We start from the raw sequence: 23,997 nt of genomic DNA on the forward strand, positions 1-23,997 counted from the left end.
TTTTTTCTGCGATTCTGAAAACCGGTAACTCTCACGGCTTTCGGATCCTGTTACCTTTTTGACCATATGCTCCATAAATGTCGTGTTTTATGGAAACTGTATAGCTATTTTGGTAAAGGACACTGCCAGCGCCGTTATGTTTGGCTGTTAAAGAAAACTAAAAAAGCCACTATATGCCACGGAATGCAACTGAATGCCACGGTTCGCCACGGGGCATTTGGAAACCGCCTTTGGGCAACCGTATCTTCGAATTGAACAACAGCAGCAACGCCAGTTAACCGATACTGTTTTCAATAAACAATTTGCTAAAACTTTAAAAATTACAAGTCATGGGACGAATTAGAAAAAAGGCACAGATACCTTTGGAGTATTTGCGGTATGTTGGCACTATCGACGAAGGCGTCGACCAGGGCGTGGCATTCGTTTCAAAGTTAAATTCCCTTCACTTGAACATCCCCAGGTACATATACACGAAAAAGCAGGTAGCGCCCCTGCTGTTCCCTTTTTGGGACATTAAGTGTCCGGGCCATCCCATTACTACAAACGCATTAGCGGCCCAATAAGCCATTCCGGAACACTGGACGATGCAGAACCTGCCAATCAAGCCGATCGCCCGCTAAAAGGCTTACAAGGCCGTAAAAAGGCTCTTTGGGGCGCACACAGCAATCCTGTCTCTGCAACCTGGCAGTTTTCCATACACGGATCATGACGCCAAAGCTACCAGCGCCCCAAACGGCAGGCGCCCCGTCGGCTCGTCCCCCTTCACGGCAAGTCTCCCGTACCGGCAAAAGGCGCTCCTCGCCCACACACTCCTTCCATATTGCCTGCACATTGCCTGCACATTGCCTAAAACGCCTGTCTTTTCATTGACAAGCTGCAGGCTCTATGTAGGCTATATGCTGGCAGTTGAACATACATGCGCCACCCATGCGACAGCTTTGGGCAGTGCCGACTGTAAAGCTGCCCCCGCATGAACTGGTTACTTGTAAAGCCGTTTCAGTATAGCCCGCCTGATCCCGTCCGGATCATTCTCTGATCAGCCCCATAGCTGGCCCTGATCTGGCCCTGGCAAAGTCGTGGGTAAGTTGTGGTCCCGACCGTATCATGACCGTATCACAACCGTACCAGGAGGGTAGCCCGACCGTACCTCAAAACCGATTTAACCGTAGTGGAAAAGGGGCAGAAGCGCCCTTGCAGGAAACAGATGGTGGAGTAGAAAACATCTATAAAAATATACGAAATCCTGGAGCCAAATCCAAATAAAACGATCAGGAATAGGCAGGCCATACACGCCGGCTCACAACGCCATCTCTGCCTTCTTGGCCCCGAAAACAAAAATGCCAACCCGAAGGCTCGGATGAACTGATCGAAGAGGTATTGAGGAGTGGAAAAAATAGTTGCCTTTCGTTTAGTACACCGATGCGGTTTAGTTGTTTCTATAATAAAGGATAAGGTTTAATGGTTAACGAATTTGATTAGTGTACGCCCTGCGTTTCAACGCGGGGCTTTTGATTGTGCAGAGGCCTATCCGCGGATTACCTTATTTTCCACTAGGGGTCAGTTATCTGTACTTTGTTGTTTTGCATATGGTTTACATGTTGAGGTAATAATAGAATGTGGGTAAGAGGGTAGGGGCTGTGCAGCCATTACATTTCCGGGGTAGCGGCTTGCCACCAATCGGGATCGGGAAACAGTTCTTCGTAGGATACTTCGCCGACGTTTACGGCCCTTACCTTTATTTTGACCTTGTAGCCTTCGCTGGAGGGGAACTTTTCGCCAAAGAGACTGTTCACCTCCATGAACCAGGTGGCGTAGCGCCTGGTAACCGGAATAGTGCTGAACAGGTGCAAACCATTTTGAGAAACCGAGAATTGAAAGTAGTCACTTCGTGACAGGTTGTGGAAACGGATGTCATTGATATCTCTCATAGTTGTAGGATGATGTGTTGTTAAGGAATAGAAAATTGGCAGGGTGGGGAAGGTTACTATTGCGAGGTGGCTGTTGCGGCGGCAGCATTAAGTTGCTGCAGATCGTCTTTCAGTCGGTGAATACCCTGGAAGGCGTACCAGGCTTGTTCACAAAAGAAGAGAGTGCTGTTACGCTCTGTTTGGGCTTCGAAAAACCCCTGGCTTTCTGTGAGCGCGCAAGCCGCCATTCGGGATAGGTGCAGGTGTACTTCATCGAGGGAGAAGCTGCTGAAGAAAGATTGGATAGCCTCGACGGCGTTGTTGGGGCGGGTATTGCCTTCCGTAATGCTGAGCCCTTGAAATGGTGAATCCATGGCGTTTTGTTTTTTAAGGTGAGGAAAAGAGTGGCCTGCTTTCATGCGGGCATGAAAGTAAAATGGTGATCGATGGTTGAGTGTGAGTGTGCCGGGTATTCCACCGGCTGGGAAGGAAAGCAAATTATACGAGAAGATGCCTGGAGGCGGGCGGAAGGTGGATGTTCGTTTGCGCGGGCGAAAAACCACAGTGCGGGCCTCTGCTTATCCGGATTGAGGCCGTTGGAAGCCCTGTGCAGATAAGAGAGAACCCGCACTGTGGGTGAGCGGGCTCTTCACTCTTCATCTCGCACTTTGAAATTTCCAACGTTTCAATCCGAGAATCCAAGCGAATAGCTTCAATAATTTGTTTGAAGATATCGCAAGTTATACTATATTACTTTATGGCATAACCGTTATTTGGTGCAATATATGTAGAATAATTATATGGTGTTTGTTGGTGCCGGTGTTTTTGAAAAACTCTTGGTTATTTGGCGAGGCGGGTTGTCGATTGAAGATTTTGTCGATGGAGAATGTTGTGGAAATTGTGGGTATGTGCTGCGTACAGAAAAACAGCGCAAACGGGCATCTAAATATTGTAAGAACGGGGCGAAAGTTCGTAACACAGGTGGAGAACTCAACTGAATTAGGTAAATCCAACCTGTACCATATGTCTACGCCAGCCGATCATTTTGGGCAGTCGTAAAGGGTGGATTGCAGGAGGGGCGGCAAAAAAAAGTACCCAAACTTGTGTAATAAAAATGCTTATGTACACACTAATGTACAAGTCAAGTTGTTAACTAAATGGATTTCTGTTGTGGGTATGGTTTGTATTTATTAATTTGACATTAGAGAATTATTAGCGAAACCTTTCCCTGTTCAGCTCCTATGTAATCCATCTTCAAACTCCACTAATCAAGTTCGCCAGATATTTGTATGGTGGACGCTAGCACTAGAATGCTTGTTTAAAGAGCTATTCTGTTCTTTAAAATGGCATAACCAAGTGCGATAGCTCACTTACCTAATATATTGGGGGATTTTAGCTAATGAAACCTGGGACGGTTAAACGAGTCTACCGGTGCAGGCCGTACGGATTCTAGCTTAGTTCTTCACCTTCATAAATAGTTGATATATATTAATACATTAAAAAATTACTATGCGTCCATTTAATGTGGATCGGGTGATAGAAGAAAGGATCAACCAAATTGGCCTGCGGGCCTACCACGTAGGGTTTGACCAGCAAGTTTTTCGGTTTCAACCTCTGGCCGATGTCATCCGAAAGGTGATTCCTGAATTTGCTTTTGGTCACCATGAAGGTTATAGCGTCCCCTTGGAGGAATTGGTAGATCGGATCAAGGAAGCTGCTCAAACCGTGTATGACACCGATAAATACCAGAAAAGAGGAGAGTTTGGAGAATTGATCCTTCATTTGCTGTTGAGGGGCTTTCACGGTACTGTTCCGTTGGTTTCCACCATGTATTTCAAAGATTCTATCAATGTTCCGGCGCACGGCTTTGACGGGGTGCAGGTTAGTGTGACTGGGGAAGACAAGAAATTGTGGTTGGGGGAATCTAAGTTATACAAATCGGGTAAAGAAGGCGTGAAAGAGCTATTAGCGGACATGAAAAACCACATAAATAACGACTATTTGCGCAAACAATTTATGCTGATTTCGCGCAAGATTCCGGCTAGTAATACTGAGATACTTTACTGGCGAGACTTGCTGGACCAGCATACCAAGCTGGAAGATATTTTCAAAAGCCTCGTGATCCCTATGGTCTGTACATACAATAGCGAGCTCTTTGTCAACCATACTGATAACACATCCGAATATTTTGAGGATTTTGAAAGTGAGTGCCAGCACCTGTTTACTCAGTTTCAAAATGGATGTACCATTGCCAATGTGGAGTTTATCTTGTTGTTACTGCCTGTCCCCTGTAAAGACAGCCTCAATACCGAACTGAACAAGCGGTTGAAGCACATGCAAAGTATTTAAACGCCCCACTTCAAAAATACGCACATGCGATTTGCCAACTATGATATTGCAAAGGATTTTATTATCAGAACTCCACAAATAGATTATTCAGATAGTTTTGACCTTGCTAAATTGGCCGGTCGAATGTTAAGGGATCCCGAAAAACAACGTCTTGGACGTGACCTAGTCATCCGCGCAAAGGACGCCTTGGTGAGCCGACGAATGGATGAGCGTACTTCAGAAATTTGGAATGAACTTTTGGTTGCAGCAGGTTTATATCCCTACGTAGACCCTGAATTATTGAGTCCTACTGGTTTGCTTAGGTATCAGTATCATAAGTCTGATCACTTGGATGACGTGTTTTTCCACGAGGAACAGTTGGATGTTTCAATGCTCCTGCAGCAGGGGAGGCCGGTGATACTTTCCGGCCCTACTTCCTATGGCAAAAGCCTTCTTATAGAAAACGTTGTGGCCAGTCGACGCTATAAAAACATCGTCATTATCCAGCCCACGTTGGCCTTGTTGGACGAGACACGGAAGAAGCTCACCAAGTACCGGGAGCAATACCGTCTGCTAGTGTCTACAAGCCAAGAACCCGACGGAGAGAAGGGTAATATCTTCCTGTTCACTGGTGAAAGAGTTGTTGAGTATGACCGGTTTCCCAAGATTGATTTTTTTGTTATTGATGAGTTTTACAAACTCAGCATGGAGCGAGGAGATGATCGAGCAATCATTCTCAACCAGGCTCTGTATAAGTTGCTCAAGCAGACCCGGCAATTTTATATGTTGGGACCTTACATTAAGGGTATCCCGGATACCGTTAAAGAAAAGTTGGGTGCCACATGGACAAGAACCGATTTTGCAACTGTAGCGGTCGATGAAAGAATGCTATCGGAAACAGGTAAGAAAATAAAAAAGGCACTTCGCAAACAGCGTCTGTTTGAGTTATTGCAATCCTTGCAGGAGCCAGCCCTGGTATATACTGCTTCGCCTGCGACTTGTACCGAGCTTGCCATTGATTATAGTAAATACATTGCAACCATTCGAAAGGAACGCCCCGCGGTGCCGATGGAAATTCGGGAAATGAATGATTGGATTGCGCAGAATGTAAGTCAACATTGGTCCATGATTGAGGCTTTAAATGATGGTATAGGCTTTCATCATGGGGCTCTGCCTCGTCATTTGGGAAGTTCGATTGTAGATGCCTTTAACAATCGTTCGATAAAAGTGCTCTTCTGTACTGCTACGCTCATCGAAGGGGTTAATACCTCCGCCAAGCACGTCATACTCTTCGACAAGAAAAAAGGTAGGGATGATATTGACTTCTTTGACTACAAAAATATTTCTGGCCGGTCCGGCAGGATGAAAAAGCACTATGTAGGAGATGTGATCCGCTTCGAAAATGAACCTCCGCAGCTGGAGTTTGAAGTGGATATTCCTATTATTTCACAAGAGAATGCACCATTAGAAATTTTACTCGCCATCGACCAGCAAGAAATCCAGCCTGCACTACAGAATCGTTTAGAGCACTTCCAGTCACTCGATTCGCAGTTACAAGAAGTACTCAAAAAGCATTCAACTGTAAGTATTGATGGTCAACTAGCCATCATTCAAAAGTTGGAAAGGGCCCCGGAATATTATCATACACTTCTGCGCTGGCAGAGTAATTTCTTTTTATTTGATGAGCTCGCTGCCGTTATTGAGCTGGCATGGGACCATTTGGCCGTAGCAGAAGACAAAAAAAGAGTGGAACCTATTGGTAGCTTGTCGGCCCGCTGGCTGACCAGTTTCGCGTATGGTTATAATCGCTTCAAATCGGTGGCAGCTATGATTAATGATCAAGTTAACTCAGATTTTTGGCGTAAAAAAGCACCAGATTACCAAACAAGGGTAAACCATGTAGCCTTTAGTGTCCTGCAGATCAGCCGGAACTTCTTTGACTACAAATTGCCCAAATGGCTGACAGTCATAGAAGGCTTGCAGGCGTATGTATTTAACAAGTATGGACTTCGCCCCGGCAATTACACGTACTTCGCCTCTCAGCTAGAAAATGGTTTCTTGGACCCGAATTTGGCTGCTCTCAGGGAATATGATATACCTATTACCGCCATTCGAAAGTTACAAAGCTACCTGGCTGATTACCGCACAACTGAACAAAATATTCTAAACCTGCGACAATTACGAGAAGTCGAACTGGTTCGCCGGGGCTTGCTGCCCTATGAAATCAGAAAGCTACAAGCGGCCTTTTAAGTGTCAAACACTAATAAGGTGTCAGAAATATTGTTAGATAAATAGTTGTTATTCAATGGTTATTCAGCCTTATGGCTTTCAAAGATGCACATCTGGAAGCTATTGTTAAATATGGCTCCCTTACTTGTAGAAATCATTCATTATTATGAAAAAAAAAGTTAGGATGGATACATGGGCAATTACTAGTTTGATACTCGTCTTTTTAGGTGGTATAATCGGAGCGATTGGTCAATCGAGAGGTACATCAAAGGATAAAAATGAAATTATGGATCATACGACGACCACAAGTGATCAGTTGCAATCAAAAATTATTGAACTGCAAAATGAGAATCATAAGTTGACAAACTCAATTAAAGAAAGAGATCAAAAAATTGGTAGCCAAAACGAAGAGATTATTGTGTTGAACAGGAAACTGGTAGATAAATCAGAGTACATAGAAAATTACCTGACGAGCAAAAAGGCGCATCCCAATATCATTTTAAATAGAATATTGGGCAATGGTCGAAAGAGCGACAAATTTTGCTTTTACATTGAAAACAAATCAGAGTATCCAATCTACGATATTAAAATTGAGGTTTTTGATTACAACAAATTGAAACAGTACGTATTTAAAAATGTGGGAGACGACAAACAATTTATATCCATTGAGAATTACATGGGATCTGTTTTTGCTCGGATGGAATACAACTCACTTTCACCCAAATCAATTATTACCTGCCAACCTCCAATCGATCCTGTTGAGTCAATTTTTTATGTCAAAATCCATACTCGTAATGCAACCTTTATTGAGAAAATAGTATTTCATAGAGTAGGACAAAGTATTTACGTTGGTACAACGTTGTATGACCTAAAATGGAATGTATTAAACCACTACGTTTATGAGGAAGCGCCAAATAAAATACGTATTGAAATAGAGCAAATTTTAAATGAGATTCCTAATGAATTAACATACTATTTCACCAATTGATTTGAAATCAACTTTCCATTACATGGAACACCCACAATTTTGAGAAGGTTTGCTTGCAAGTTCTGCATCCGAGTAAGAACTTTAAAATCTCTATTGGTCAAAGTCGCCTGTTCGATGAAAGTAGTCGATGCCATCCTGGATTAATAGTTTTTTTTTAGTAAAGATTATTCCTCCTTAAGTTGATTAACTATATTTTGGAGGGAGATAGGGTAGATCATAGTTTCGCCTTCTAAATCTGTGAGGATTGCGTATAGGTCAATATTGGGCTCTTCATTATTTTCTGAGATCGAAACTGAATTAATTCTAATAAACTTGCAGGGAACAGTTTTTGTAAGCTCCATATTGCTATTAAATATCTTGACATCTATGGTTTGACCTAGATATTTTTTTCCTTCTAGCATAAGTTTTTGAGCTGCGTCTTTTTTCATATTTCCTATTTTTTAATTTAATTAGTAAAGCTTTTCTGATGTTTTCGGTATTATTTACTTGCTCGTTTGGACAAGCTTTTAATCACTTAATTTGATTTCTTAGACGAAATACGCAGATCGAGTATGAAACTCTTGTTGGAGTAATTCTATAGAATTATACATACTAATGTGTGTTTGTGAAATGATTTTATGCATTTTTAGATAGTTGACTAAGGACGGCGATCAAGTTCGCACTGCCGTTGCGCTGGATTTTAATATAATAGAATGATTGACTTACTCTGGGGTTGGAGTATGTGTGACTTTCCCATTTTGGTAAAAATAGATTTTCTCTGGGTCAGCGTAGTCCCCAAATATTACAAAAGCGCCAGGTTTTAGAGGCCCAATTTTAAGAGGCAAAGTCCTTGAACAAACGTGGCTGCTGAATGTCCACATTGTTTTGTGTAATGTTCCGTAATTAGGGTTATTGAATAGAATACTTGAGTGGCTTGTTGCAGATACTCCTATGCCGGGATCAAAAGAAATGTCATTCAACAATGAGTCATATCCGACAAAAGGACTCTGCCATGTTCCTCGCCTGAGATAAACGTAGAGGTATTTAACACCAGCTTCAGTTAGCGTATCGAACCCGTAGTTTTTTTCAGATCTTACAGTGTCACCATAAAAATTATTGGTGATAGAGTATGCTGTTTGACCACCTTTTTGATTAAGTGAAATGACATTAATCACAAAACCTTTACTTTTTAGACCATACCTAGCAAGTACTGAGTCAATTTCTTTTTTTAAAGAAACACTGTCGATATGGGCTGATTGTTTTTGACAAAAGGAAGTATTGCAAAGGGTACTAATTATTAATAATATCCCTAGCGGTTTGCCCCCCTTTCTGATTAATCGATGTAACATTAGTGGCATTGTTGCCAGACAAGATAATATTTTTCAGCTTTTCTCTATCTTTAATTACGATTGCTCCGTTTGCTTCATTTAGCGTTAATCCAAATGAATCAAGCGATTTCCTGACATTAAATAAGTTGTTGCGAACAAGTTGAGTTTCATTGACTAATTTGTTGATTTTGGTTACGTTATCTGTGGTTGCCTTTTCGTTATTTTTTTCGGTTACTTCATCTTTTCTGAGCTTTACAACACTAATAATCATAACAGTTGCACCTATTAAAATGACAAACGAATTATAAACACCAAAACTTTTCTCTTTTGCTATCTTGATTAAGGGTACAACGGTAAGTATTACAGTTAATACAATTATCCAAATATTCATGTTAATTGCTTAAGATTTAGATTTTAAAAAGATATCTATGTTATGCTAGGTAAAAAGTAGTAAAAAAGGAGCAGGTAAAGTTATTGCAAAAAATAAAGAGCCGTCGTGGATTAAACGACGGCTCTTCTTGTGATCCGAATTGGAGTTTTTTCGAACCATTTCATTTCCGATTTGAAGCTTTTCGGGGCATTAACTACTTGAGTGATTGGTCTGGGCTGTATGTTCTTGCGGCCTATTTGATTTATTGTCGTAGGAGGCTAACCTGAAATATATTATTGATGGTGAGAGGTGTAAATGTGTTATATAAATGTTATTTAAATAGGCTATGCGATGAAGGGTAGTTTTTATGTTTTTCAATGTCAGCCGCAAATCAGGTGTTTACACCCGGACATTCCACGCATTTGCTCCATATCTTCCATACGATAGTGCTGAAGGCACTATGCCATTGCCGATTGCAACTCCGGTAAGTTTGAATGCTGCCTACCTTTTCTGGTGCCTGGGCAAACTGTCTGCCCTGCATGGGGTCAATCACTTGTTGAAGTAGTGACCGGGCGCTTCTTTATACCACAAAAAGAAGGGTTAACTATTCATACATCACTATGCTTTAATTATGGCATTGCAAATTATTGATTCATTGACTATTGATAATGCAGTGAGTACACCTCAACTGCAATTGTGTATGGGTGATCTTACCAACCTGTCACCGGCCGATCAAGTAGACTTCCTTGTTGTATCTTCCGTATTTGGCAATTATACGCCTTGTTCCACTTCCCTTATCGGATCTCTTAACCAGGCGGGCATATCAGTACAGACTTTAGCGCAAAACAAAGCGGCGAGCTATGCTCCCAATCTGCTGTGCTGGATATCCCAAACTATCAGCTCCTCCAATCCAGGCATACAATTTTCCAGGATACTTGTATATGAACGGCCTCTTTGGGTGGAAATGGGCTTTACTCCGGCATGGCAGATTTTTCAGGCTTTGAACTGTTTCCAAGCCAGTACCAGTACGAGTGTTGCCATACCGATGGTTAGCGCTGGCAGCGGAGGTGGGGCTTCTTTACCATTCATCATGCAGATGTTGTTTTATGCTGCTGTTTATGCTGGTTCACTGCCGTCGTATCCACTGTCGGTCATCAAACTCGTGGCTTACAATAGTAGCCAACTGGCTCAGGTACAACCTATTTTTGCCGCACTTAAGAGCGCTTATCTGGGCCTAATCGGCCTTCCGAATCTGCCAGGGGACTACCTGCGCTATGCTCCTGCGGCATGGATTGACATACAGGGAATAAACCTACCTGCAACCCTTTCCAGACGTCAGGCATTTGCCCTTCGAGTATATACCTCGGAATACCACAGGGTAATCAATCATGTTCTGCGCAATCCTAACGATCCAAACTATGCTGCTATGATGCCTTTGTTCAGTACTATAGATTCGGGGTTGTCCAATATTCCCCGTTCTCCGGGAATGACCTACCGGGGCGAGCACCATATGTCCGCGGAAAGAATCTCCCAATATTCGCCGGGCCTGAACATCAGGCATCAAGCCTATACCAGTTCGCAAAGGCCGGCCGGGGCAATCTATAACGCTGCTAATTACAAATTCAATATCAATGGCGTTACTGCTCGTCAGGTGGCATTTCTTTCCGAATACCCAGCAGAGAATGAATATATTTATCACCGAAGTATGCTCGTTAATGTAACCAGTCAGTCCTGCAATCCGACAAAAAGCCAGTGTACCTTTGGTGTGACAGAAACACCGATCAATTATTGTTCCTCCAGCTCTAACAACGCCGCAATTACTGCACAAACTGAAATCTTTTAAATTCATTTATCATGACCCTCAAAGATTTTCCTAAAGAACAGCTGCAGATCATTCTGTCACAATACCACCTGATCGAGCATATGAAGCCGGAGGATGCGAAGTTTGTTACTTCCGATCATATACCAGCTCACCTTCACCTTATTACGCTGTTGGATCTGACCGGTTTCATGGAGCGATTCGACTACAATGCCTGGGCTGAAATACAAGGTTGGGATAAGATAATTTCTCCAGAAACACTATTGGCTGCAGACTTTGAAACATTACGTAAACTAATTACTACGCATATACGTACAGATAAATTTGTTCAAGGCCATTGGGATAATCTATTGATCAACGGTTATATCATCAGGTTTCTTGCTCGCTTACAGGAGCTGTATAGCGAGACCTATTCGCAGTCATAAGATGCCAAATTAATCCCCAGGCAGTTGCATAACCAAAAGAAGCAAAGAGCTATATTCCAAATATTGCATTTGAAGTTTTGGGACTTGATTTGCTTTGAAGCGAAAATTCTTCTGGAATGCAGGTTGGACGGGAAATTCCATGAAAAAAGGCGTCAAATCTTGACGCCTCTAATTCGAGTTTCGTGAACCGGATTGGATTCGAACCAATGGCCTGCTGCTTAGAAGGCAGCTGCTCTATCCAGCTGAGCTACCGGTCCTTTTTTCGAGCGGCAAATATAGGTATTTATTTTTAACCTCCACAGGATTAATTGTCTATGCGTTCGGGCAGGGTGTTCTTGATAATTTGCGCCGACGCCCTTCTTCAATAATCCCTTTCCCCGCCTGCAATTGCCGCCCCCGCCAAGCAAATAATGCGCGCAGGTTCCCTTTCCGGCAGAATGCCGCAGCAATGTTGCGGGAGGCAGCGGAATTTGACGTTTTTGTGCTGAATATCAAATAGATTCACGAAATTTAAAGTGCATTAAAAGGAGTGCCAGTTGACCGTTCCGGCGCTTCAGTCGTATTGAATACGAGGCGCCAAAAACGATCCTTGCACTACTGCTTAAACCTTGCCTTCCGGACCGCTATTCCAACTTTGCCAACAACCCAACCCCCGTACCCCATACCCTTTAGGGAAAAACATTGCTTAAGAGTACCCGCTTAGGCTTTCCATCTCATTATTCTTGCTACGATTAATTAACCAGAAAAACAGGTTTATGATGACAACTCTTTCCGTGAATTGCCACTCTCTACGCCGTTTTGGTTTACTCCTCATCGGCCACCTGGTCGCCGTGATCACCATGGCGCAGGTTACCATCAGTGGTAAAGTGACAGGCCCCAGCAGTCAGCCCCTCACCGCCATCTCTGTATCGGTTAAAAGCACTACCTATGGCACTGCCACCGATGCGAACGGTAATTTCAGCCTCACAGCCCCCCTCAAGCCCGGCAGTTACACCATCTCCTTTTCCGGTGTCGGCTTCAAGGCCGTCGACCGCACCCTCCAGGTAGGCAATGCGGCCACCTACACCGTCGATGTACCGATGGTGGAAGATGCCCTTGGCCTCGATGAAGTGATCGTTACCGGCACCACCCAGGGCACCACCCGCAAGCAACTGGGCAACTACATCAGCACCCTCAAGGCCGACGACCTTAACAAAGGCGCTACCAGCAATGTGCTGGCAGCCCTGCAAGGCAAAACCGCCGGCGCCCAGATCATCCAGAACTCCGGCGACCCCGCCGGGGGCGTCTCTGTACGCCTGCGCGGTATCAGTTCCCTCAACAGTTCTTCGGAGCCCTTATACATTGTTGATGGCGTAATCGTCAACAACGCCACAAACCGGGTTACTAATACGCAAAATACTTATGATGCCTCCGGCGGCACCAACAATACCGGCGGTAACCTTTTTGTAGGTACGGTTGGCCAAAGCAGGATGGCCGATATCAACCCCGCCGATATCGAGCGGGTAGAAGTACTAAACGGCGCCGCCGCTGCCGCCATCTATGGCTCCCGCGCCAATGCCGGTGTTGTGCAGATCTTTACCAAACGCGGTAGCTCGGGAGCCCCTGTGGTGAGCTTCTCTACCGGCTTGCTGGTGAGTGAGCTGCGCAAAAAGCTCGATGTGAACCAGGCGCCCACCAAGTTTGGTGGCCCCACAGATGGCCCCGGCGCCCTTACTCAGGATATTATCACCGCCGTCGGTAACCCTGCCGCGCTGCCCACCAATACCACCAACGTTACCCGGTACGACTACCAGGATTATATCTTCCGCACCGGCCTCGGTACCGATAACAACGTTTCCGTAACCGGTGGCAGAGACAAAACGAAGTATTACACTTCCGCTTCCTATTTCTACAACCAGGGCATTATCAAGAATACCGATTTCCGCCGCTTCAGCTTCCGCGTCAACCTCGACCAGGAGATCGTGAAATGGGCCAGCATGAGCGTTGGACTGAACTATATCAACAGCGATGCGAATGAAAAGCCCGATGGCAACTCCTTCTATTCGCCCATGAACTCCGTCACCATCATTGGCAACTTCCACGATATATGGAAACGCGACGCGCTCGGCAACCTGCAGGCAGTAGGAGAGCGGGGCCGTGTAAATCCAGTGTCGGTTATTGAAGACTTCAAGCAGAAGCAGGAAACCAACCGCTTAATTGCCAGCGTCGGTGTGAAGCTGCGCCCCATGAAAGGCCTCAGCTTCGATTATACCCTGGGTATCGATAACTACGCCCAACGCGGTACCACCCTGATGCCTCCGTTCACCTACAATGTGAGCACCGCCTTCTTCGGGGGTGGTCCCGACCTGTCGGCTTCGCTGAATGGTTATGCCAGTGCCGCCGTCAACAATTTCTTCCAGATCAACCATGACCTCAGCGGTACTTATCAGTTCGACATCAACGATAACCTCGCCAGTACCACACAGGCCGGCTACTCGGTGCAATACGAAAAGAATGGCTATACCCTGTCGCACGGTCGTGGCCTGGCCCCGTTCGTTGAAACGGTCAACGCTGCAGCTACCATCTTGCCGGGAGCGGATGAACGCACCGAGTTCTCCGTGTCGGGTGTTTACCTGCAAGAAAGCCTTAAATACCGCAATCATTTGTTCCTGACCGGTGCTATCAGGGTGGATGGCTCGTCCGTATTCGGCGAAGACCAGCGCAACCAGGTGTATGTGAAAGCAAGCGGCAGTTATGTGTTGTCAGAAACTGATTTCTGGAGCAAGCTGTCCATTGGTAAATGGTGGAACCTGGCCAAACTGCGCGTTGCCTATGGTCAATCGGGCAACCTGACCGGTATTACGCCCTATGCTCGTTTCAATGGATACAATGCCGTTGCTTTCCTGGGCCGCAGTGCTATCTTCAGCAGTAGCGAGTATACGGATCCGGATGTCAGTCCCGAAAGACAACAGGAACTGGAACTGGGCGCCGATCTGTCGTTCTTCGACAGCAGACTCGGTGTAAATTTCAACTATTACACCAAGAAAGTAGATGAGTTGCTGGTATCACGGGTAATTGCACCCACCAATGGTTATGCGAGCTTCCAGGATAACCTGGGGTCGCTCGAGAACAAAGGTTTTGAGGTAGTGTTGACCGGAACACCCGTCAAGAACAAAGACTGGCGATGGGATATTACCGGCATCTACAACCACAATCGTAACAAGGCTGTGAAGATCGGTCAGGCTTTAAGGCTGTTAAGCACCAACTCCGGTGCGCCGGTTGCGATCCTCGAAGGACAGCCGATCGGCGTTTTCTACGGCACTTTCTTTGCCCTCGATGGAAGCGGCAACCAGATCAAGAACGGATCGGGATTTCCACAAATAGAAAGGGGTGTGCAGAACAGCCCATTGAGCTATACCACACAACGGGATGCAAATGGGTTGCCCACTGGTACGCCATTGCGGAAGGTGATCGGCGATCCCAATCCCGATTACACCGCCTCACTGGTGAATGAAGTGAGTTATAAGAATTTCAGCTTCCGCGCCCAACTGGATGCGGTGCAGGGCGTGGAGGTCTGGAATGCGGACTTCCGTACACGTCAGGGAGTAGGCAATGGTAAGGTAGCCGAGCAGGAACATCGCGGAGAATTGCCCCGTGGTTATATCAACAGCGTATATCAGATTGAAGAATGGCGCGTGGATGATGGCTCTTTCATCAAGCTGCGCGAAATATCGCTGAGCTACCGTTTCGGCAAGGTGAAAGTATTCCGTGACCTGACCGTGAGCGCCAGCGGCCGCAACCTGATCTCCTGGGATGATTACAAAGGATATGATCCTGAGGTGACAGCAGGGGGGCAAAGTACTGTATTGCGGGGTATCGACTTTGGTGCCGTACCCATTCCACGCACTTTCAACCTTTCTGTGACAGCTAAATTCTAATCCTAAAAAATTGATTGTATGAAATTGTTCAATATAAGACTATCAACCGCTTTTTTACTGGCCCTGGTGCTGATACAGAGCGTGGGTTGCAAAAAGAACTATACCGATCCTTCGAGGGTGCCGCCCGGTAATGCGTTGACGACGGCGAGGGGCCTCACGGGTGTCGTGGTGGGGCTGCACCGGGTTTACTCGGTGGGGCGCGCCAGCTCGCTGTACAATACAGTCACTGTAGATGGATTTACTACCCGGCAGCTCAACATCATCAACCAGGGTAATACCGCCGAATATCAATTGTTCCTGGGTGGTACAGCCGTTGATGGCACCAATACCATTTTAGCTGGCTTGTGGACCGGTAGTAACAAACTCATCTTCGATGCCGATAATGTACTGCGCAATGCACCGGCCTTAACGGATAAGGCGTATGTGAGCGGATTGATCGCCTATGCCAGTATCTTCAAAGCATTGGCGATCGGCAATATGGCGATGTACTGGGATCACGTACCCGATACCATCAGCGCCATCGGCGCCAACGTTAATTTCATTACCAGTGCGCAGGCTTTTACCAAGGCCATAGGCATTTTGGACAATGCGCTCACTGCCGTTGCCGCCAATCCCATCAGTGCACAGTTTACGGCGAATATGCCGGCAGGTATCGATATCGTCAACACCCTGCATGCCCTGAAAGCGCGTTATGCGTTGGCCACCGGCAACAATGCCCTGGCGATCACCGAGGCCAATGCGGTTGACCTCACTAAAAAGTCGACCTTCAATTTTGATGCGGTAACCCTGAACCCGATCTGGGAAACGGCTACTTCCACCAACAACGTGTACCAGCCGATCGACTCTACCATGGGTTTGCCGAAAACACTGGAGCCAAGCCTGACCGATAAACGCGTACCCTTTTATATTTCGATTGTGCCTACTTCTGCACAACGTTACCGCATCAATGGATTTGGCGCTCTTTCGAATTCGGCCTGGCCCCTCTACCTGCCCGGTGAGATGACGTTGATCAAAGCAGAAGCATATGCCCGGCAGAATAATCTGCCCAATGCCATCGTAGAACTCAATAAGATCCTTACCAAGAAACCGGCCGACGATCCTTATGGGGTAGGGGCCGATCAGCCGGCCTACGCGGGTGCCATTACCCAGGATGCTGTGCTGGAGCAGATCTACCGCAACAAGGCGATCGAGTTGTACATGTCGGGCCTGCGCCTGGAGGACCAGCGCCGCTTTGGCCGTCCGCTGGCTGAGCGCAAGCGGAACTACATGCCTTATCCCAATGTGGAGCGCGACAACAATTCCAATACACCGCCCAACCCGGCTAATTAACCGCAAGTAGGGTAGCAGCATAGCTACCAACATATATAGCAAGGCCGCTTCCATAGTGAAGCGGCCTTTTTTTATCGGCTGAAAGCGGCCGACAGCCAATTAATGGACTTGCTAACGCGATTTAGCTTTGGTGGTTACAACAAAATAAAATTATATTGCACACGTTTAACTGCTTAACCGTAGCCAACGTGAGCGCCGCTTCGCCATACCAGGATCAGCACGACGATGTGTTCCAGCAACTCTTCAACGAGTTGTTCCGGGAGCATGAGCACAAGCTCTATGCTTTCGTGGTGAAGGTACTTCGGTCAGATGCCCAGGCTAAAGACATTGTGCAGGAAGTGTTCCTGAAACTATGGACCATCCGCGAACAACTGCACGAGATTGAGAACATGGACGCCTTCCTCTACAGGCTTACCGAAAACAAAGTCTACGACCATCTCCGCGCCGCCGCCACCCGCGAAAAACTGCGCCTCGAGTTGTGGCACCGTATCAAAGCGGCCAGTGAGGATGCTTCCCAGGCACTCGAAGCCAAAGAATACCACCACCTCATTCACCAGGCCATTCAGCAATTGCCACCCCAGCGCAAAACGATCTACCTGCTCAGTAAACACGAGGGCCTCAAACAACAGCAGATCGCCGAAGAACTGCAGATATCTCCGCACACCGTGCGCAACCACCTCGCCGAAGCCTTCCGTTCTATCCGCAACTATGTAAAAAAGAATATCCAGACCTTCTTCTCCTTGTAAGGGTGATTGGCCGCAGTGGGCAACCTTCCCAGCCGGCAGGAAAAAATCTTTCCCGGCACTAGTAGTTTTTTTCCCGGCAGCCGTCAACTATACAATGCCAGCCAGAATTGAACTATTATTTCAGAAGTTTATCGATGGCTCCTGTACTGCACAGGAGTACGAGGAACTCATGAACCTGTTGAAAGCGAACGAACACGAAGAAAAAGTACGCCAAATGCTGCAACAGGTGTACCAGGGCACCGCACGCTCCCTCAAATCGGTTACTTATGTAGACGAGCAAGGTCAGCTACAGGTAGCTACGGAAGAGGAGCGGGGCGCCAGACTGCCTGGTAAAAAGAGCCGTGTGCGTGCCCTCGTATGGAGCGCGGCGGCCGCGCTGATCCTCGCCTTCGGCGGCTGGTGGTTGAATAAAAAGGCAGCTACCAGTCCGGGCAAACTGCCTGCGCACCAGGAGCTGGCCATGAGCAAGACCACCAAGCGCGGCGAAATGAAATTCCTCCTGTTGCCCGATGGTACCAAAGTATGGCTCAACGTGGCCAGTACGCTCGAGTTTCCTCCCTCCTTTAATGGCAAAACCCGCGAAGTAAAACTTACCGGCGAAGCCTATTTTGATGTAATGCATGCGGCTGATCAACCTTTCCTCATTCGCACCGGTCATGTGGTGACCAGGGTGCTCGGCACGGCGTTCAACATCAAAGCCTATCCCGGACAAGCCGATATAGTAGTATCGGTACAGCGTGGTAAAGTACAGGTGAGCAAAGACGACCAGGTGATGGCAACCCTTACCAAAGGGCAGGAAGTGAAAGTGATCAATGCGGCAGAAGAAGCCACCGTGAGTGCCACCAGCGAAACCAATGTGGCCGCCTGGACCAATGGCAGGTTGATTTACGAAAGCAGAACCATCGGCGAGATCGTCAGCGATCTCGAACGTACGTATAACGCAACTATTATCCTGCAAGACAGCTCCATCAGCAAAGAGGTTTATACCACTTCCTTCCGCCGCGATATTGGCGTGGACGATGCGTTGGCCATCATTTGCAAAGCCATTGACCTTACACTATCGAAAGAAAACAACACGTATTTACTCAGCAAGAAAGAGAAACGATAATCGAAACTGCTTAAACCCTATTATATCACCAACAGTAAACCGTATGCCGACGGAATACTGCCAAAACGATTGCCATGTACTGCTGTAATGCGCCGTAATAAATGCGAAGGATGATCAGGTGTCAGACGTGCCCCTTCCTGCGCCGTGGTTGATCCGTTCCGTATACACATAAAAAAAACCGTCAGCAGATGCCGCCGCCGACGGTTGATGTTTCATTAAACTCATTGTGGAATTAAATAAAACGATGTAAATCTATGCATTTAATAGCTAAATGCACAGGTGGTGGTTCCTTTTTTACCGTACCCGCAACAGCGAACCATATACTTGTCATTAAACGGTTGCTTATGAGGATCTTCCTGTTATCCATTCCCCTGTTCATCAGCTTGATGCTGCTGGCCGAAAAAGGCAGCGGACAGCTTGTTGACCAGGTGCGTGTGGATGTACAATTCAACAATGTGAGCATCAGGCAGGCGCTCCGCCAACTGGAAGGCAAAACGGCTTTCCATTTTACGTTTCGCGATGCCGACCTCGATGATAAAGTGCACGTTACCTATACTGCCAGGCAGGTAACGGTGGCTCACGTGCTGCGCACCATCCTGGTAAATCAATCACTCGCGTTTTACCAGCAGGATGTAAACATCATCATTAAAAGGATCATCGAAGACGATGAAGCGCCGGAAGAGAAACCTGCCAACCTGCCGCCCTTATCGGCCGTGGTACGTGGACGCGTTACCAGCGAAAAAGGCGAACCGCTCGATGGTGTATCGGTAACCGAAAAGGGCACCAACAATGGTACCATGACCAATCGCAACGGTCAGTTCACGTTGCTGGTAGCGAGCGATACCGCTATACTTCAATTCAGCTTTATCGGTTATCAAAGCAAGGACATGCCCGTGGCCCGCCGGCAGGAGCTAACCGTTTCGCTGGGATCATTGGCCAATGACCTCAACGATGTGGTGGTGGTAGCCTATGGCCAACGCCAGCGCAAGATCGAAACCCTGGGCGCCCAATCGAACCTCGATGTAAAGGACCTCAAGCAACCGGTAGCCAATATCTCTACCGTACTGGCCGGGCGTATCTCGGGCCTGGTAGGGGTGCAGCGTAGTGGTGAGCCCGGCCGTGATGGGGCAGATCTATGGATTCGTGGCATCGCCACCTCCGGCAACAGCGCACCGCTCATCTTAGTGGATGGAGTAGAACGCCAGTTCAACAACCTCGACCCCAACGATATTGAAACCTTCACCATATTGAAAGACGCTTCCTCTACTTCGGTGTATGGTGTGCGGGGCGCCAATGGCGTTATCCTCATCACTACCAAAAGAGGCAAGGCAGGGCGCACGGAGATCGGGGTAGATTTCTACCAGGGCTTCACGCGCTTCACGCGCCTGCCCGAAACAGCCGATGGTGTTACCTATATGCAAATGGCCAACGAAGCGTCGATGACGCGCGGCGGCAATCCCATCTATTCCGAAGAAGCCATTCGCAAAACCTATACGCAGGAAGATCCTTATCTCTATCCCAATGTAAACTGGTTCAAAGAGATCTTCAACGACTTTGGTAAGAACCGTAAAGCCAACCTCAGCGTGCGCGGTGGTAACGAAAAGTCGAACTTCTATGTATCCGCTGGTTATTATGATGAAACAGGTCTGTTTAAAGTAGATGCTTTGCAGAAGTACAACTCGACCATCAAGTTCAACCGCTTCAACTTCAGCTCGGCGCTTTCTATTAAAGCCACCAAGACCACTACGCTCGACCTGGGCATCAAGGGCTGGATCTCCAACGGTAACTATCCCGGTTCCGGAACCAACGATATCTTTTACATGGCGATCAAGACCTATCCGATCCTGTATCCCACGATGTACCCCGATGGCAAAGAGCCTTTCACCTCCACCGGCGGCGGTTTGAATACGCCGTATGGTATGCTGGTGAACCGTGGTTATGCTACTACCTACGAGAACCAAACCATGAGCGATATACAGGTGAAGCAGGATCTGGGCTTTATCACCAAAGGATTATCGGCCCGGGCATTGTACGCATTCGATGCCACCAATTCCAATACGTTGAGCCGGTTGAAAAGTCCGAGCACCTATTACGCTACCGGCCGCGATGCGAACGGTAACCTGGTATATGCGGTTTCGGGACAGGGGCAGGATTTTCTTTCCTTCTCCCGTAGCAATGGCGGCAGCCGCCAGTTCTATTTCGAAGGCGCCCTCAATTACCAGAACTCGTTTGGTGCGCACCGCGTAGGCGGTATGTTGCTCTATAACCAGAGCGACCGGGTAAGTGCCACCGCCGGCGACCTCATCGGTTCTATTCCTTTCCGCAGCATGGGTTCTGTTGGCCGTTTTACCTATTCGTACGACGACCGCTACCTGGCCGAAGCTACCTTTGGCTACAACGGTTCGGAAGCCTTTACGCCTGAGAAACGGTATGGGTTCTTCCCTTCGTTTGCCGCGGGCTGGGTGTTATCGAACGAATCATTTTATGGCAACCTCACCGAAATATTCCAACTGGTCAAGTTCCGCGCCTCCTACGGCCTCGTGGGCAACGGCAATATCTCAAGCCAGCGTTTTGGTTATGTAGGCACCGTAGTAGGTACCACGGGTTACTCGTATGGGCAGGATAGGGGTAATGGCATCAGTGGTATCGATATCGATCGCTACCCGGTTGATGTGACCTGGGAAACCGAGAAAGACCTTAACCTCGGTCTGGAACTGAAGACGCTTAACAATGCTTTATCGATACAGGTGGACCTGTTCAACCGCAGAAGGGAAAACATCTTCCGTCAGCGTGGCGTGGTGCCCGACTTCCTCGGCATCCGCAACAATATCGTAGGCAATCTGGGTATCGTGAACAGCCGCGGTATCGACGTTACAACAGAGTACACCAAACAGATTGGCCAGGTCAACGTATACCTGCGCGGTACTTTCACGTACAACGAGAACAAGACGATCGAAGACGATAGTCCGTCCAAACCATACCCCTGGCTCGAAACAAGGGGACTGCCGGTATACTACCGCATGGGCTATATCGCCGAAGGGTATTATACGCAGGCAGAGATCGATGATCCCAAGGTGGCACGCACAGTGGGTGTTGTGCAGGCCGGCGACCTCAAATACAAAGACCTCAATGGCGATGGCGTTATTGATGGTAATGATATGATGAAGATCGGCAACGACCAGGTGCCCCAGGTCCTCTATGGTTTTGGTACCACCCTCGGTTGGAAGAATTTCTCCCTGGGCGCCTTCTTCCAGGGTACGGCGTTGGTGGATTTCTACATGGCCAACGATTTTATGCCTTTCCGGTATGGCTCTACCCGTGGTGGTTTGTTCTCCAACATCCACAGTCGCTGGACGCCGGAGAATCCCGACCAGAACGCCTTCTATCCCCGCCTTTCCTATGGCAGCGATATCAACCAGAACTATACTTCCAGTAACCATTGGGTGATGAATGGCCGCTTCCTGCGCCTCAAGACCCTCGACTTTGGCTATACGCTGAAGAAGGGTTCGCTGAGCAAACTGGGAGTACAGAACATGCGGGTATACTTTATCGGGTACAACCTGTTTACCATCAGTCCCTTTAAAATGTGGGATCCCGAACTGGGCGGTGGATATGGCGGCGGCCCCAACGATGGGGGCTCCGGCACCCGCTATCCCAATATCAAAACCTATTCTGTAGGCGTAAGTGTAACCTTCTAACCGTTAAAAACGATGACCATGCACTTCAACAAACTCATATATACTTTCCTGCTGCTGGTGGTGGCTGGTTCGGTGAGCTCCTGCAAGAAGTTCCTCGACCAGGTGCCCGACGATAAGCAGACCATCGACGATGTATTCAAGAAAAAAGCTTCTACCGAACAATACCTGGCCGGTGTATACGGCTATATCCGCTGGGAGAATGATCCCTGGAAGGGACTCTCGGACGAACTGGATATTACCTATAACGACGATGCTACCTATGCCATGAACCTGGGCAGCTGGGACATCAACCGCAGCAGCTTCAACTTCTGGACGCATTATTACCGGGGTATCCGCACGGCTACTTATTTCATGCAACGGGTGGAGGAGTGTCCCGAAATAGAAGACGCACTGAAAGTACAATACAAGGCTGAAGCCAAAGCCCTGCGTGCTTATTTCTATTCGCGCATCCTGGCGCAATATGGCCCCTTCGTCATATTACCCGATGTGGTGATTGCCCCCGATGCGGATATCAAGGATTTCAGTTTCTTCCGCAGCTCGTATGACGAGTGTGTGGCCTATATTGAAAAAGAGCTCGATGGCGCGGTGCCCAACCTGCCGGCCACGCAAGGTAGCAGCCAGGAATATGGCCGCATCAAGAAGGGCATTGCCCTGGCCATGAAATCGCGGATGCTGTTGTATGCGGCGAGCCCGCTCTACAACGGCAATACCGGCTATGCCAATTTCAAGAACAGCGATGGCAAACAATTGATCAGTCAAACCTATGATGCCAACAAATGGAAGAAAGCAGCAGACGCCGCCAAAGCGGTGATCGATATGCCCGACTATAGCTTGTACCGAGAACTCGATGGCAATGGCAAAGTGAAACCGTTCGAGTCGTTGAAGAATGTGTTCCTGAAAGACTGGAACCCGGAGGTGATCATGGCCAGGGTGGATAACGATGCGCTGTACAATATCGATAAGTACGGCACACCGTACAGCATCGGCGGCTGGTCGTCGCACGGACCTACGCAGCAGTCGGTGGATGCTTATTTTATGGCCAATGGAAGGTCGATCGACGATCCTTTGTCGGGTTATGTAGAAACAGGGTTTACTAATACGGCCAACAGTTATTATGCGGCTGGTGCATCGAACATGTATGTAGGCAGGGAACCGCGTTTCTATATCGCGATCACCTTCAACCTCAGCAAGTGGATCAACAATTACATCAACAATACAGGCGGAACAGGATCGGCGCCCATTACCGTACAGATGTACAAGGGCGGCAACAGTGGCCAGTACACCGGCCGCAACTGGAGCCGCACCGGGTATATTGTGCGCAAGCTCATCAACCCCAACACCTATTGTTTATCGGGCGACCAGATCAAGATCGCTGCCCGCACGGTAGTGATGTTCCGCCTGGCTGAGATCTATCTCAACTATGCAGAAGCGTTGAATGAGTTCAGTCCCGGGCATGCGGATATCAAAACGTATATCAACCTCATCCGCGAGCGTGCCGGCATTCCTACGTACGGTGGCGATCCCGGCCAGGTGCCTGAACCTGCTGGACAGGATGGCTGGCGCACGGCCATTCGCAAAGAGCGCCGCGTAGAGCTGGCCTTCGAGCAGTTCCGGTATTTCGATACCCGCCGCTGGAAGATCGCCGAGCAAACCGATGGCGGGGCTTTCTACGGCATGGATGCGAATGCTTCCAATACCACCGACTTCCAGAAACGTACGGTCTTTGAAACCCGTGTTTTCCAACCTAAAATGTACCTGTGGAATATCCTGCAGAGTGAGCTCAACAAGGACAAGAACCTCGTGGGCAATCCCGGCTGGTAACCATT

Annotated in this window: 16 protein-coding genes and 1 tRNA gene; 11 read left to right on the top strand and 6 right to left on the bottom strand. The window is 47.7% G+C overall.

What is annotated here, in order from left to right:
* Positions 1 to 1,646 precede the first annotated feature (1,646 nt).
* Together P2H89_RS29195 and P2H89_RS29200 are read right to left on the bottom strand one after the other, a co-directional pair.
* Positions 1,647 to 1,928, bottom strand: a complete 282-nt coding sequence (locus P2H89_RS29195; protein WP_275833860.1) for a hypothetical protein — start codon at positions 1,926 to 1,928, stop codon at positions 1,647 to 1,649.
* Between the two features lie 56 nt (positions 1,929 to 1,984).
* Positions 1,985 to 2,281 carry a hypothetical protein gene (locus P2H89_RS29200; RefSeq protein WP_275833862.1) on the bottom strand — a complete coding sequence of 99 codons (297 nt, stop codon included), beginning with the start codon at positions 2,279 to 2,281 and terminating at the stop codon, positions 1,985 to 1,987.
* A 1,135-nt stretch (positions 2,282 to 3,416) separates the two neighbouring features.
* Between P2H89_RS29200 and P2H89_RS29205 the strand changes: the two genes are divergently transcribed.
* From P2H89_RS29205 to P2H89_RS29215, 3 genes are all read left to right on the top strand, one after another.
* Positions 3,417 to 4,256: a DUF1837 domain-containing protein gene (locus tag P2H89_RS29205; RefSeq protein WP_275833864.1), complete on the top strand. Its 840-nt coding sequence runs from the start codon at positions 3,417 to 3,419 to the stop codon at positions 4,254 to 4,256.
* Positions 4,257 to 4,280: 24 nt separating this feature from the next.
* On the top strand, positions 4,281 to 6,485 hold the full coding sequence (locus tag P2H89_RS29210; RefSeq protein WP_275833866.1) for a DEAD/DEAH box helicase: 2,205 nt from the start codon (positions 4,281 to 4,283) through the stop codon (positions 6,483 to 6,485).
* Positions 6,486 to 6,630: 145 nt separating this feature from the next.
* Positions 6,631 to 7,452: a hypothetical protein gene (locus P2H89_RS29215; RefSeq protein WP_275833868.1), complete on the top strand. Its 822-nt coding sequence runs from the start codon at positions 6,631 to 6,633 to the stop codon at positions 7,450 to 7,452.
* A 164-nt stretch (positions 7,453 to 7,616) separates the two neighbouring features.
* Here the strand turns inward: P2H89_RS29215 and P2H89_RS29220 are convergent, their stop codons facing one another.
* From P2H89_RS29220 to P2H89_RS29230, 3 genes are all read right to left on the bottom strand, one after another.
* Positions 7,617 to 7,880, bottom strand: coding sequence for a hypothetical protein (locus tag P2H89_RS29220; RefSeq protein ID WP_275833870.1), 264 nt, complete (start codon positions 7,878 to 7,880; stop codon positions 7,617 to 7,619).
* A gap of 273 nt (positions 7,881 to 8,153) precedes the next feature.
* Positions 8,154 to 8,780, bottom strand: a complete 627-nt coding sequence (locus P2H89_RS29225; RefSeq protein ID WP_275833872.1) for a hypothetical protein — start codon at positions 8,778 to 8,780, stop codon at positions 8,154 to 8,156.
* Positions 8,722 to 9,150, bottom strand: coding sequence for a hypothetical protein (locus tag P2H89_RS29230; protein ID WP_275833874.1), 429 nt, complete (start codon positions 9,148 to 9,150; stop codon positions 8,722 to 8,724). Before P2H89_RS29230 ends, P2H89_RS29225 begins: the two co-directional genes overlap by 59 nt.
* Before the next feature lie 610 nt (positions 9,151 to 9,760).
* Between P2H89_RS29230 and P2H89_RS29235 the strand changes: the two genes are divergently transcribed.
* Together P2H89_RS29235 and P2H89_RS29240 are read left to right on the top strand one after the other, a co-directional pair.
* Positions 9,761 to 10,972 carry an ADP-ribosyltransferase domain-containing protein gene (locus P2H89_RS29235; protein ID WP_275833876.1) on the top strand — a complete coding sequence of 404 codons (1,212 nt, stop codon included), beginning with the start codon at positions 9,761 to 9,763 and terminating at the stop codon, positions 10,970 to 10,972.
* Positions 10,973 to 10,983: 11 nt separating this feature from the next.
* Positions 10,984 to 11,373, top strand: coding sequence for a DUF6508 domain-containing protein (locus P2H89_RS29240; RefSeq protein WP_275833878.1), 390 nt, complete (start codon positions 10,984 to 10,986; stop codon positions 11,371 to 11,373).
* 183 nt (positions 11,374 to 11,556) lie between these two features.
* Here the strand turns inward: P2H89_RS29240 and P2H89_RS29245 are convergent.
* Positions 11,557 to 11,630 (bottom strand) — tRNA-Arg (locus P2H89_RS29245).
* A 498-nt stretch (positions 11,631 to 12,128) separates the two neighbouring features.
* On the opposite strand from P2H89_RS29245, the gene P2H89_RS29250 reads away from it, so the two are divergent.
* The 6 genes from P2H89_RS29250 (at position 12,129) to P2H89_RS29275 (ending at position 23,992) form a co-directional block, all read left to right on the top strand.
* Positions 12,129 to 15,290 (top strand): SusC/RagA family TonB-linked outer membrane protein, encoded by a 3,162-nt coding sequence (locus P2H89_RS29250; RefSeq protein WP_275833880.1) that lies wholly within the window; start codon positions 12,129 to 12,131, stop codon positions 15,288 to 15,290.
* A gap of 18 nt (positions 15,291 to 15,308) precedes the next feature.
* Entirely contained in the window at positions 15,309 to 16,619 is a 1,311-nt protein-coding gene (locus P2H89_RS29255) for a RagB/SusD family nutrient uptake outer membrane protein (protein ID WP_275833882.1), read from the top strand.
* A 155-nt stretch (positions 16,620 to 16,774) separates the two neighbouring features.
* A complete protein-coding gene (locus tag P2H89_RS29260; protein WP_275833884.1) occupies positions 16,775 to 17,365 on the top strand; it encodes an RNA polymerase sigma-70 factor in 591 nt (196 codons plus the stop codon).
* Between the two features lie 94 nt (positions 17,366 to 17,459).
* Complete coding sequence (locus P2H89_RS29265; RefSeq protein ID WP_275833886.1) at positions 17,460 to 18,473, top strand: FecR domain-containing protein; 1,014 nt, start codon at positions 17,460 to 17,462, stop codon at positions 18,471 to 18,473.
* A 344-nt stretch (positions 18,474 to 18,817) separates the two neighbouring features.
* Positions 18,818 to 22,171: a TonB-dependent receptor gene (locus P2H89_RS29270; protein ID WP_275833888.1), complete on the top strand. Its 3,354-nt coding sequence runs from the start codon at positions 18,818 to 18,820 to the stop codon at positions 22,169 to 22,171.
* An 18-nt stretch (positions 22,172 to 22,189) separates the two neighbouring features.
* A complete protein-coding gene (locus tag P2H89_RS29275) occupies positions 22,190 to 23,992 on the top strand; it encodes a RagB/SusD family nutrient uptake outer membrane protein (RefSeq protein WP_275833890.1) in 1,803 nt (600 codons plus the stop codon).
* The last annotated feature ends 5 nt before the right edge of the window (positions 23,993 to 23,997 follow it).

Source organism: Paraflavitalea sp. CAU 1676, assembly GCF_029223285.1.
GTDB lineage: Bacteria > Bacteroidota > Bacteroidia > Chitinophagales > Chitinophagaceae > Paraflavitalea.